The organism is Nitritalea sp. (assembly GCF_054166705.1).
Genome location: NZ_JBSZCV010000002.1, coordinates 70396 through 82408 on the forward strand (window position 1 = coordinate 70396; position 12013 = coordinate 82408).

At 49.8% G+C, this 12013-nt stretch carries 10 protein-coding genes; 9 read left to right on the forward strand and 1 reads right to left on the reverse strand.

Annotation, left to right across the window (positions count from 1 at the left end; all coding sequences use genetic code 11):
• Window positions 1-8 precede the first annotated feature (8 nt).
• On the forward strand, window positions 9-1820 hold the full coding sequence (gene typA, locus ACXIT9_RS00655; protein ID WP_458054320.1) for a translational GTPase TypA: 1812 nt from the start codon (window positions 9-11) through the stop codon (window positions 1818-1820).
• A gap of 149 nt (window positions 1821-1969) precedes the next feature.
• Here the strand turns inward: typA and ACXIT9_RS00660 are convergent, their stop codons facing one another.
• A complete protein-coding gene (locus tag ACXIT9_RS00660) occupies window positions 1970-3424 on the reverse strand; it encodes an NADP-dependent isocitrate dehydrogenase (protein ID WP_458054321.1) in 1455 nt (484 codons plus the stop codon).
• Between the two features lie 224 nt (window positions 3425-3648).
• Between ACXIT9_RS00660 and ACXIT9_RS00665 the strand changes: the two genes are divergently transcribed.
• The 8 genes from ACXIT9_RS00665 to gatA all read left to right on the forward strand — a co-directional run bounded on the left by ACXIT9_RS00665 (window position 3649) and on the right by gatA (window position 12013).
• On the forward strand, window positions 3649-4434 hold the full coding sequence (locus ACXIT9_RS00665; RefSeq protein WP_458054322.1) for an enoyl-CoA hydratase/isomerase family protein: 786 nt from the start codon (window positions 3649-3651) through the stop codon (window positions 4432-4434).
• 27 nt (window positions 4435-4461) lie between these two features.
• Window positions 4462-5973 carry a lipopolysaccharide biosynthesis protein gene (locus ACXIT9_RS00670; protein ID WP_458054323.1) on the forward strand — a complete coding sequence of 504 codons (1512 nt, stop codon included), beginning with the start codon at window positions 4462-4464 and terminating at the stop codon, window positions 5971-5973.
• A gap of 5 nt (window positions 5974-5978) precedes the next feature.
• Window positions 5979-6410, forward strand: a complete 432-nt coding sequence (dut, locus tag ACXIT9_RS00675; RefSeq protein WP_458054324.1) for a dUTP diphosphatase — start codon at window positions 5979-5981, stop codon at window positions 6408-6410.
• A 123-nt stretch (window positions 6411-6533) separates the two neighbouring features.
• The gene (locus tag ACXIT9_RS00680; RefSeq protein WP_458054325.1) at window positions 6534-8270 is read left to right on the forward strand and encodes a tetratricopeptide repeat protein; all 1737 of its coding nucleotides are present in this window, start codon (window positions 6534-6536) and stop codon (window positions 8268-8270) included.
• A complete protein-coding gene (locus ACXIT9_RS00685) occupies window positions 8263-8997 on the forward strand; it encodes a DUF4292 domain-containing protein (RefSeq protein ID WP_458054326.1) in 735 nt (244 codons plus the stop codon). The genes ACXIT9_RS00680 and ACXIT9_RS00685 overlap by 8 nt, the downstream gene beginning before the upstream one ends.
• Window positions 8998-9011: 14 nt before the next feature.
• On the forward strand, window positions 9012-10259 hold the full coding sequence (locus ACXIT9_RS00690) for a murein hydrolase activator EnvC family protein (RefSeq protein ID WP_458054327.1): 1248 nt from the start codon (window positions 9012-9014) through the stop codon (window positions 10257-10259).
• Window positions 10260-10363: 104 nt separating this feature from the next.
• Window positions 10364-10567 (forward strand): twin-arginine translocase TatA/TatE family subunit, encoded by a 204-nt coding sequence (tatA, locus tag ACXIT9_RS00695; RefSeq protein WP_040669912.1) that lies wholly within the window; start codon window positions 10364-10366, stop codon window positions 10565-10567.
• A gap of 18 nt (window positions 10568-10585) precedes the next feature.
• Window positions 10586-12013 (forward strand): Asp-tRNA(Asn)/Glu-tRNA(Gln) amidotransferase subunit GatA, encoded by a 1428-nt coding sequence (gene gatA, locus ACXIT9_RS00700; protein WP_458054328.1) that lies wholly within the window; start codon window positions 10586-10588, stop codon window positions 12011-12013.

Below are 12013 nucleotides of genomic sequence, written 5' to 3' on the forward strand. Positions count from 1 at the left end.
ATTTCAACATGCAGCATATTCGGAACATCGCGATAATCGCGCACGTAGACCACGGCAAGACGACCTTGGTAGACAAGATTATCCACGCGTCAAAAATTTTTCGCGAAAACCAACAATTTGATGACCTCATCCTCGATAACAATGACTTGGAAAGAGAGCGAGGCATCACCATTCTTTCTAAGAACGTATCTGTTCGTTATAAGGACCATAAGATTAACATCATCGATACCCCGGGTCACGCCGACTTCGGTGGTGAGGTGGAGCGTGTCCTGAAAATGGCAGATGGTGTTATCCTTTTAGTGGATGCTTTCGAAGGTCCGATGCCGCAGACGCGTTTCGTGCTAAGCAAAGCGCTTTCTTTAGGCCTTACTCCGATCGTCGTCGTTAATAAAGTAGATAAAGAAAACTGCCGCCCGGACGAAGTGCAAGAGGCCGTGTTTGAGTTGATGTTCAACTTAGACGCTACCGAGGAGCAGTTAGAATTCAAGACCCTGTACGGTTCGGCGAAAAACAACTGGATGGGGGAAGACTGGAAGGTGCAGACAGACAGCATCCTGCCTTTACTCGATGCGATATTAGAACATATCCCCGCACCGAAAATCGATGAGGGAAGCTTACAGCTGCAGGTGACCTCTTTAGATTATTCGAGCTTCGTGGGTCGTATCGCCATCGGCAGGGTACGAAGAGGAACGATTAAAGAAGGGCAGCAACTCTCCCTTTGTAAGGCGGATGGTGTGATCAAAAAGGTGCGTGTTAAAGAACTTCACGTGTTCGAAGGCTTAGGCAAGCATAAAGTAACTGAAGTAGGCGCTGGAGATATCTGTGCGGTGACGGGCATCGAAGATTTCGAAATCGGAGATACCATCGCTGACCTAGAAAATCCTGAGGCGCTGCCGCGTATCGCTATCGATGAGCCGACGATGAATATGTTGTTTACGATCAACAACTCTCCTTTCTTCGGTAAAGAAGGAAAGTTTGTGACTTCCCGTCACTTAAGAGATCGTTTATTTAAAGAAATGGAGAAAAATCTGGCCCTCCGCGTGGAGACGACAGATAATGAAGATAAGTTCCTTGTGTACGGCCGCGGTATTCTACACTTGTCTGTACTGATCGAGACCATGCGTCGCGAAGGCTACGAGTTGCAAGTGGGCCAGCCGCAGGTGATCTTTAAGGAAGAAGACGGCGTGAAGTTAGAGCCGATCGAAACCTTAGTGGTGGATGTACCGGAAGAGACGGCAGGTAAAGTGATCGAATTAGCTACGCAGCGAAAAGGCGAGCTACTGATCATGGAGCCGAAGGGCGACTTGCAGCATCTAGAGTTCCGCATTCCTTCACGCGGTCTGATCGGTTTACGGAATAATGTATTGACAGCTACACAGGGTGAAGCGATCATGAACCACCGCTTTACGGCTTATGAGCCTTTTAAAGGCAATATCCCGGGAAGAATTAACGGTTCCCTGATTTCGATGGAAGCTGGACAGTGTACGGCTTACGCGATCGATAAGCTGCAAGATCGTGGGGTATTCTTCATCGAGCCGGGTGACGAATTATACGGTGGACAGGTAATCGGCGAGCATTCTCGCGATAATGACCTCGTCGTGAACGTTCAAAAAGGGAAGAAACTAACCAACATGCGCGCTTCCGGCTCGGATGACAATGCACGTATTGCACCACCGAAGCGTTTTTCCTTAGAAGAGGCCATGGAATACATCCAAAAGGATGAGTACTTGGAGATCACACCGAAGTCGATTCGTATGCGTAAGATCTACTTGGATGAAAATGAAAGGAACCGTCTCGCTAAGAAAGAGGCTGCGGTTTAAGAGCGATAGAAAGGAGGCGAGCACATCGCCTCTTTTTTTATGGTAATCCTTTTTCAGTACGAAGCATGATCCACTTCTCCATGAGGAAATAAAAAAACGAGCTAGCTTTTCGGCTGGCTCGTTTTTTTACTGTACCGATCGCTTACAGCTTACTCCCCTTGAGAGAGGGAATACGCACGCTGACCGTCGAAAGTATATAAATTTTCTGTTTTGATAAAGTCACAGCCGAGGCCCTCCACTTGCTTGAGCAGGTCTAGAATCTGTGCATGCGTCACGGCAGACTGACCGGCATTTTGGAAGCGGCATCTCCAGTGGTCTGTGCAGAAGGTCTCCTTCATACCGCCCGGGAACACTTTCACACCGCGGTTAGTGATGAGCTGCAGCTGCAAGCCATCCGCATCTAGCTGGCGTAATTTTTCCCCGAGAGCGTTCGGATCACGACCTTCCTCATCCCACTCGAGGAAAACATCCACCCCGATTAATTCTTTGGCTTGCTTGACGGCAGGCTTCAGCTTGATGTTCATCGGCTCGGTAGCCTCTTTGCCGAAGGCGACTGGCTCCATGTTCGCTGGTCCCTGCCCTAGGCGCTCGATGATGGCATCGGCAAAAGCCTGTGTGCCTACGCGCTCCTTAGAGAGACCTTCCTGATAGATGTCACCAGTATGGTAGCCATCCTCCAGGGTTTTCATCCAGGCATTCGCGATTTTTTCTGCTACTTCTGGCTGGCCGATATGTACGAGCATCATGATGGCACCATTTAAAAGTCCAGAAGGATTAGCGATATCCATGCCGGCGATATCTGGCGCGGAGCCATGGATGGCCTCGAACATGGCGACCTCTTCCCCTACATTGGCGGAGCCACCAAGCCCTACAGATCCGGTCACCTGCGCGGCGATGTCCGAGATGATATCTCCATATAAATTAAGCGTCACGATCACATCGAAGATCTCTGGGCGCTCTGCGATCAGGGCAGAACCGATGTCGATGATTTTATGGTCCGTTTCGATGCCAGGGTATTCTTTCGCGATTTCGTCGAAGGTTTTATGGAAAAGGCCGTCGGCCAATTTCATGATGTTATCCTTCGTCATGCAGGTCACTTTTTTACGACCATACTTTTTCGCATATTCGAACGCATAGCGGATGATTTTCTCCGATCCAGGCTTAGATATTAATTTTAAAGACTGCACCACCTCTTGCGTCTGGCGATGCTCGATGCCAGAATACAGATCCTCCTCATTTTCGCGGATGATCACCAAATCAGTTTTCGGATAATGCGTTTTAATGAAAGGAGAGTAGGCCTTACATGGGCGGACATTCGCAAAAAGACCGAAAGAAGTACGTGTGGTCACGTTTAAGCTCTTAAATCCACCCCCCTGTGGTGTGGTGATCGGTGCTTTTAAAAACACTTTGGTTTCTTTTAGCGACTCGAAAGCGCTGGCGTCCATCCCCGAACTAATCCCCTTTAAATACACCTGCTCCCCGATTTCGATGACCTCAGGCTCGATCTGGGCGCCCGCTGCATCTAAAACTCTGAGCGTGGCTTCCATGATTTCCGGCCCGATTCCATCGCCGTAGGCTACGGTAATTTTTCTTTTTGATGACATATCTGCTACTGATTTGTTTGGTTTTCTAGTCGTGGACAAAAATAGAAAAAATAATGTGTTAAAAAGACCCTAACTACATCATTTTTGCAGGGTAAAAGGCTTTTACACCCCACTTTCCCTACCTTCTTTCTTTACGGAAAAGTCCCACGATAGTTTTTCCAATTAAAAAGCTTGGGGAATCTTAAAGGGTCTTGTATATTTGATGCTTATTACTGAAATCAGGTATGGCTGAACAACAAAATATTCTTTCGGAAGAAAAAGAAGGTATTCTTTACCTCACCATCAACCGAGAAAGCAAATTAAATGCCTTGAACATCGCTACGATCGAGGAATTACGTACGGCATTCGAAGAGGTAGTAGATAATAAAGGCATTAAAGGTGTCATCCTTACGGGTAGCGGAGAAAAAGCTTTCGTAGCAGGTGCTGATATCAGTGAAATCGCCGAACTCACAGAACTAAACGCTAGAAAATTCGCTGAAAATGGTCAAGACGTTTTCAGCCTTATCGAAAACTGTCCGAAGCCAGTCATCGCGGTAGTAAATGGCTTCGCCCTAGGGGGCGGTTGTGAGCTAGCCATGGCTTGCCACATGCGCATCGCCACAGCAAACGCTAAATTCGGACAGCCGGAAGTGAACCTCGGCATCATCCCAGGCTATGGAGGCACACAGCGCCTCACCTACTTAGTGGGTCGCGGAAAAGCGCATGAGCTGATGATGACTGGCGATATGATCTCCGCCGATGAGGCACGTCAGCTCGGGCTCGTCAACCATGTCATGCCTACCAAAGACGAGGCCATGGACAAGGCCGAGCAGATCCTAGAGAAAATTATGAGCAAAGCTCCTCTGGCTATCGGCATGATCGTAGACTGTGTGAATGCGGTATACAACTGTGACGAAAACGGGTACCAAACAGAAGCAAATGGCTTCGCGCGCTGCGTGAAATCAGGCGACTACAAGGAAGGTACCTCCGCATTTTTAGAAAAACGTAAGCCCGTTTTTAAAGGAGAATAATCTACCCGCTACACGCAGTACCGCCTCATGGGCCGAATGAAACAACTCTTGGGCCAAACGGCCCTGTATGGTGTCAGCAGTATTTTAGGCAGAAGCATAAACTTTCTGCTTATCCTCCTCTATGTCCGCTATTTAAGCAAAGAAGATCTCGGTGCCTTCACCGGGATCTATGCGCTTATGGGATTTTTAAACATCCTGTTTACCTACGGGATGGAAACCACCTATTTCCGTTATGCCACTGGGAAGGGGCTGGACCCCGAAGCCGTTTATCGCTCGATTTTCACGCTCATCCTAAGCAGCTCCTTACTCCTGAGTGGCCTGCTCTTCGCTCTAGCCCCCTTTCTGAGCCAGTGGCTCGACTATCCGGGTCAGACCTATCTATTCCGCTGGATGGCACTTATCCTCTGCTTTGATGCCATCCTCGCCATCCCCTTTGCGCGACTGCGCCTCGAACAAAAAGCAGCCTACTTCGCTGGTATTAAACTCTTTAACATACTTCTAAACGTAGGGCTGAATATTTTTTTTATTCTTTACCTCCGTGAAAACTGGCGCCTCCTGGCCCCGGAGACACTTCCTTCCTGGGCCAGCTACATCTACCAGCCCGACTGGGGGGTGGAATATATCTTCTTGGCTAACCTGATCGCGAACGGCGCCATCCTCCCGCTAATGTTCGTCGTGCTCGGTAGGCCCACCTTTCGTCTGGACTGGGAGCTGCTCCGACCCATGTGGCCCTACGCCCTCCCGCTCCTATTTATGGGGCTGGCAGGTGCCACAAACGAACTTCTTTCCCGCCAGCTTTTTGAGTACGTCCTGCCGGACAATTTCTATCCAGGCCTCAGCCAAAGGGAAGCTGCCGGTATCTTTGGCGCCAACTTTAAGCTGGCCATCCTGATGAGCCTCATCATTCAGGCCTTTAAATACGCTGCTGAGCCTTTCTTTTTCCAGCAGGCGACGGACCAGCAGGCCCCGGAGACTTTTGCACACGTCATGCACGGCTTCATCCTTTTTTGCACCGCCCTGATGGTGGCGCTTTCGGTGAATTTATACTGGTTAGGGCCCCTAATCCTTGGAAAAGAAGGGTATCTGGAAGGCCTATCCATTGTGCCCCTCTTGCTCTTGGGCTATCTGTTTTTAGGTATTTATTACAACCTCAGCATCTGGTTTAAACTTACCGACCAGACGAAATATAGCCTATACCTCACCCTTTTAGGAGCAGGCATCACGCTAATAACAGTGCTGCTCCTAGTCCCTAAGCTCGGCTTCATGGGCGCCGCCTGCAGCACTTTATTCGCTTACATGAGCATGAGCGCCCTCTGCTACGCACTGGGACAAAAATATTATCCGATACCCTACCAAACCGGGAAAGATTTAGCATATTTGTTGGTCGGTGCAGCCCTCAGCTACGCCGGATATTACCTGCCCGTGGCAGAAAGTACCGCTCCCCTGCTGCGCTTTCTTTTTCATAATAGCCTTTTTTTGGGTTATATGGTCCTCCTCTTCTGGCAGGAGCGCCGCTGGTTTGCGACATTTAAACGATAAAACGCATGAAAATACCTGTAATCAATACTTCCGGTCACCCGCTTCCGGCCTATCAGACGGCTAAAGCCGCAGGCATGGACTTATATGCAGCCTTAGAAGAACCGATAATTCTGAAACCTATGGAGCGCCGCCTCATCGGCACAGGCCTTTTCGTAGAAATTCCCGAAGGCTATGAAGGACAGGTGCGCCCGCGCAGTGGACTAGCTTTTAAGCATGGCCTTACCGTACTGAACAGCCCCGGCACCATCGATGCCGATTACAGAGGCGAAATCCGCGTACTGCTGATAAACCTCTCCCAAGAGCCCTTCACCATCATGGACGGGGAGCGCATCGCGCAGCTGGTGATCGCCAGCCATGCACAAATCGACTGGCAGCCGGTAGAAAAACTCAGCGACACGCATCGCGGCACCGGAGGCTACGGCAGTACAGGGGTCTGAAAAAACATTTGCCGCTTTTCCGCGTAATAAAAGGGCATAAAGAGCCATTTGAGCCCTTTCCAACAAACTTTGGCTAAATAGTTGTACCTAGCCATACCACATTCATCTTTATTATTTACCTGCATGCGTACGCCCCTTCTTCGATTCGTTCCTTTCCTGTTTCTCATCTTCTGCCTGGTAACGGTGGAGGGCTTCGCCCAAAGTAAACTGAGCAGAAAGCAACAGAAGCGTGCGCTCGAGAACAAGCGTGCCGACCGCCTCTTCATAGAGGGTCAGAAATACATGATGCTGGAAGATTTCGAACGCGCCTACTTCTACTTGAACAAGGCACGTGAAATTAAACCTCAGGAGCCGGCCATCAACTTTAAGCTCGCTGAAATCTTGCTGCGAGCAGGAAACACGGAGGAAGCGATGGAATTTGCGCGAAGCGCGCGAAGCGCCGATCCGGAAAATAAATACTATGCCCTGATGATGGCCGAAGCCTATACACAGATCAATCAGCCCCTTCGTGCTGCAGAGATTTTAGAAGATCTCATGCGCGATACGGACGAAAATGATCAGTATATCCTCGACCTGGCCTCTATCTACCTCAGCTCCGGCATGTTCACCGAAGCCCTAAAAGCCCTTGACCGCGCAGAAGATTACTACGGCATCGTAGAACAGCTCATCGTGCAGAAGCAGCGCATTTACCTGCGCCAAAACAACCTTGACGCTGCGATCGCCGAGGGCCAAAAACTCGTGGATGCTTTTCCCGGGAATGCAGACTATGTGATTAATCTCGTCGAAATTCTTTTCAACAATGGCCGTACCGAGCAGGCCCTAGAGGTCATCGATGGGGCTTTAGCGCAGTATAACAATCAGCCCGAGCTAGACTTGGCGGCCTACGCCATTTTCCGTGAACAGGGCAAGCCTACGAAAGCCGAACCACTCCTTTTTAAGGCCATGGAAAATCCTGATTTGGATGCAGCCGTGAAGGCGGAAGCTTTTGAGGACATCATGCGTGAAATCCGCACGGAGGCCCGCGAGGCCAAATTAGACAGCCTGGAAGGTATCCTAGAGAAGCTACACCCCGATAGTCCAGAGATACTAGGGGTTTTGGGAATGCGCCACATGCAGCGTCGCCAAACTGCTCAGGCTCTCCCCTATCTGAAGCGCAGTGTACTGTTACAGCCGGAAGATGAAGATTTGATTTTCAACTTACTGAGTGGTCTATTCGAGCAGCCGGATGATTTCGCTGAAATCGAAACCTACAGTAGCATCGCCGTAGACGCCTATCCTGAGCGTCCTGATTTCTGGTTCTTTCACGGTGTCGCACTCCTAGCACAGAAGAAGGGCACGCCTGCGGTAGAGGCATTGGAAAAAAGCCTTGCGCTAAATGCGGGCCAAAACAGCCAGCTGGACCTGCTGCTCTTCGGACAGCTGGGCGATGCCTATCACCAGGCGGGAAAAAAAGAAGAAGCCTTCGCGCACTATGAAAAAGCGCTGGCGAAAAGTCCCGATGATGAGCATGTCCTGAATAATTATGCCTATTTTCTTTCGTTAGACAAGCGTGACCTAGAGCGCGCGAAAAGCATGTCCTCCAAGTTAGTAAAAAAACACCCGAAAAATGCTACCTATTTGGACACCCATGCTTGGGTGCTTTTCCAGCTGGAAGAATATGCGGAGGCCAAAGTCTTCATGGAGCGCGCACTGGCAGAGGAGGAAACCCCGAGTGGTGTGATGCTGGAGCATTACGGCGACATTTTATACCACCTCGGCCAGCGTAACGAGGCGATCAGCTTCTGGAAAAAAGCAGAGGGCGGTGATGAAACTTCAGAGCAGCTCAGTAAAAAAATTCGAGACCGCAGATATTATGAATAAGGCTATTGCACTTTTTCTCCTTATGGGGCTTTTTGTAGGGGGCTGCGCCAAAAGGGCTTCGCTCTTTACAGCAGATCAGGCGATGGAAACCTTTAATCCTGCTACACTAGACTATACCTACCTGAGCGCCAAAGGCCGATTCGTGATCGAAGAACCGAATGGCAAGACCACGCGTGGGGCCATCACCATTCGCGCTGAAAAAGACGAGAAATTATGGTTTAGCCTAACGCCAGGCTTAGGGGTAGAAGCGCTGCGCGGTTTGATCGATGGAGACCGTATCTTTATTCGTGACCGGCTAAATGGTGAAAACATCGCCATGTCTTTCGAGGAATTTGCGGATCGCTATGGTCTACGCCTTTCACTCGAGCTGTTCCAAAACATTCTTTTCGCGAACATCCCCTACCCCTTTTCGTTCGAAGATCGCCTTATACGATTGAGTAAAACGTTCGAACTGACACAGGTGCGCGATAAGGTACGCTACCATACCCGAGTAAATACGCTACACGGAAAGGCCGAAGAAATTAGCACTACCTCCCTAGAAAATAAGGGCTCACTCCTGGTTTCCTACAAACGGATCGAAGAACTGGAAGGACAGCCTTTCCCGGGAGAAATGCTTCTCAAGCTCTCGCTGCGACTCGATGGGCAGCGTCAAAACAGCATTTTTCACCTCGATATCACCAAGGTCACCTTGGAAACTGAACCTCTGAGCTTTCCTTTTCAATATTGATCCTTTCTTCGCTTATGCAGCAGCGCTCCCTTTTCTTCTTGCTCTTTTTCCTTCTGATCGGTACGACGGAGCTGCTCGCCCAAAGTGGCGGCACCTCACGAACCCGTGCACAGCTGGAACGAGAAAAGGCAGATCTCCAAAAACGCATTAACGAGTTCGATCGCATCCTGCAGCGCACCACCGCCAGCCGACAGGCCAGTATTTCGGAGCTGAACCTCGTCAACCAAAAACTACAGGCGCGCTTGAGTTTGATCAACAATCTCAACAAAGAAATCAACCTCATCAATGCTGAGGTGCGCGAAAAGGAACAGCGTATCCGTGAGCTGGAAAAGGAGCTAAAAGCCCTGAAAGAGGAGTATGCCCGCATGATCTACTACAGCGCCAAGTTAAATCAAGGCAGAACGCTCACGGCCTTTATTTTTAGTTCCAACTCTGTAAAACAGCTTTTCCTGCGGCTGAATTATCTGCGGCAGTATGCTGCTGCCCGCAAGCGGCAAGTGGCCCGCATGGAAACTCTTAGCTTAGAGCTCAAGGAGCAAAAAACAGCTATCGAACAGCGCTTAGAACAGCGTAAGCTCGTCCTAAAAGAGGAAGAGGCGCAGCGTAAGGCTTTGGCGGACGCCAAAAAAGAACAAGAGCGCATGGTCGCTAGCCTGCGCCAGCAGGAGGATAAGATCAAAAAGGATTTGGCCGCGGCCAAAAAACAACAAGAAAGCCTGAACCGCCTCATCCGAGATGCCATCGCCGAGGAGATTCGACTAGCAGAGGCGAAAGCCAAGAAGGAGGACGTCCCTGTAGCGAAGGCCCCTCCCGGAAATATGCCGATGACCCCTGAGGTGGCTGCGCTCAGTGCGAGCTTTGCAGGAAATCGCGGTAAATTGCCATGGCCCGTTGCTTCGGGTTTTATTTCGCAGAAATTCGGTTCCACGCCACATCCCACCCTGAAGGGCTATACGATCGATAATGATGGCATCGATATTCAGACTACCGCAAATGCCGATGTACGCGCCGTATTCGATGGCGTCGTGATGAAGGTGGCCACAGTACCCGGGTATGGGGGTACGGTGCTCATCAAGCATGGGGAATACTTTACGATGTATAGCCGGCTGAAAACGATAAGCGTAAAAAGTGGGCAGACGGTGAAGGCACGTGATGTAATCGGAAAGGTCGCCACCAACAAAGATGGCATTTCAGAGGTGCATTTTGAGACCTGGAAGGGGCTTACGCCCATGAATCCAGCCAGTTGGCTTGCAGGCAAATAAGCTGAAAAACAAAGCCTTCCATAAAAAAGTCAGTAGAACTAAGGGCAGATGCTTTGTGTTAGCCCTGTACATGAGTATCTTTGTCCAAAATAAATAAAATGATTATGATGACATTAGGTTTCTTACCGAACGTGGGTGGAGGGTCCCTTATCCTGATTATACTGGTGATCCTTCTGCTTTTCGGTGCCAAAAGAATCCCTGAACTGGCCAGAGGTTTAGGCAGAGGCATCCGAGAGTTTAAGGACGCCACGAAAGAGATCCAAGAGGACCTGGAAGAAGGCCTTAACGATAAGAAAAAGAAAGATTAATTTAAGCAGACGTAGATTTTGGAAAGATTTCTTTCATTTGACGCGATCCAAAAAGCACTGGAAAACAAACAAGCTACCTGTGTGGAGATCGTGGAGCATTACCTCGGAAATATTCAAGAACGTGCTCAGCTAAATGCCTTCGTGGAGGTCTACGCTGAAGAAGCCCTCGAGGCGGCACGTCGTATCGATGAAAAACTGGAAAAAGGAAAGGCAGGCCGCTTAGCCGGCATGGTCGTCGGCATCAAGGACGTCCTCGTCTATAAAGGACATACCGTAAATGCCTCCAGCAAAATTCTAGAGGGCTTCGAATCCCAGTTTACCTGTACGGCCGTAGAGCGGCTTCTACAGGAAGATGCGATCATCATCGGTCGGCTGAACTGTGATGAGTTCGGCATGGGAAGCTCAAATGAAAACTCTGTCCATGGAAAGGTCTTAAATGCTGCCGATGAAAGCCGTGTCCCGGGAGGTTCTTCCGGTGGATCGGCGGTAGCGGTGCAGGCTAACCTCTGTACGGTTTCGCTAGGAACCGATACGGGAGGCTCTGTGCGCCAGCCGGCCGCCTTCACAGGAATAATCGGCATTAAACCTACCTATAGTCGCGTCTCACGCTGGGGGCTTATCGCATATGCCTCCTCCTTCGATACGATCGGTATTTTTTCCCGTGAGGTAAGCGATAATGCGCTGGTAATGGAGATTATAGCAGGGCATGATAAACAGGACAGTACCGCTTCGCGCAAAATGGTTCCCGCCTACTCCACGCTCCTACACTTCGAAAAACGTGCACGCGTGGCCTACCTGAAGGAATCGATCGATTCCCCGGCACTGCAGCCTGAAATAAAATCACAGACCTTACAGGTTTTAGAGAAACTGAAAGCAGAAGGTCATACAGTGGAAGAAGTTCAGTTTCCCCTACTGAAATATGTACTCCCTACCTATTACATCCTCACCACAGCGGAAGCATCGTCCAACCTTTCACGTTTCGATGGCGTAAAATACGGCTATAGAAGCCCACATGCGCACAACCTGGAAAGTATGTACAAGCTGACGCGCTCCGAAGGCTTCGGTGACGAAGTGAAACGTAGAATCATGCTCGGAACCTTTGTGCTTAGCGCCAGCTACTACGATGCCTACTTCACAAAAGCCCAGAAAGTGCGGAAGTTGATCCGGGACTTTACCGAAGACCTTTTAAACAAGTACGACTATATCGTACTCCCGACGACGCCGAGTACTGCCTTCAAGTTTGGTGAGCACTCCGGTGATCCGGTAGCGATGTATTTAGAAGACTTGTTTACAGTACCTGCCTCCGTATCGGGAGTCCCAGCCATCTCCATCCCGAATGGCAAAGACGCTCAGGGACTTCCTATCGGACTTCAGATTATGGCCAATGCCTTTAAGGAAGCTGAACTCTACGCCTTTGCGGCCTATGTATTAAAACTTAACCCATAA

Excerpts from the sequence above, each read along its gene's own strand:
- typA (WP_458054320.1), top strand. The coding sequence starts at position 9 with ATGCAGCATATTCGGAACATCGCGATAATCGCGCACGTAGACCACGGC.
- ACXIT9_RS00660 (WP_458054321.1), bottom strand. The coding sequence starts at position 3,424 with ATGTCATCAAAAAGAAAAATTACCGTAGCCTACGGCGATGGAATCGGG.
- ACXIT9_RS00665 (WP_458054322.1), top strand. The coding sequence starts at position 3,649 with ATGGCTGAACAACAAAATATTCTTTCGGAAGAAAAAGAAGGTATTCTT.
- ACXIT9_RS00670 (WP_458054323.1), top strand. The coding sequence starts at position 4,462 with ATGGGCCGAATGAAACAACTCTTGGGCCAAACGGCCCTGTATGGTGTC.
- dut (WP_458054324.1), top strand. The coding sequence starts at position 5,979 with ATGAAAATACCTGTAATCAATACTTCCGGTCACCCGCTTCCGGCCTAT.
- ACXIT9_RS00680 (WP_458054325.1), top strand. The coding sequence starts at position 6,534 with ATGCGTACGCCCCTTCTTCGATTCGTTCCTTTCCTGTTTCTCATCTTC.
- ACXIT9_RS00685 (WP_458054326.1), top strand. The coding sequence starts at position 8,263 with ATGAATAAGGCTATTGCACTTTTTCTCCTTATGGGGCTTTTTGTAGGG.
- ACXIT9_RS00690 (WP_458054327.1), top strand. The coding sequence starts at position 9,012 with ATGCAGCAGCGCTCCCTTTTCTTCTTGCTCTTTTTCCTTCTGATCGGT.
- tatA (WP_040669912.1), top strand. The coding sequence starts at position 10,364 with ATGATGACATTAGGTTTCTTACCGAACGTGGGTGGAGGGTCCCTTATC.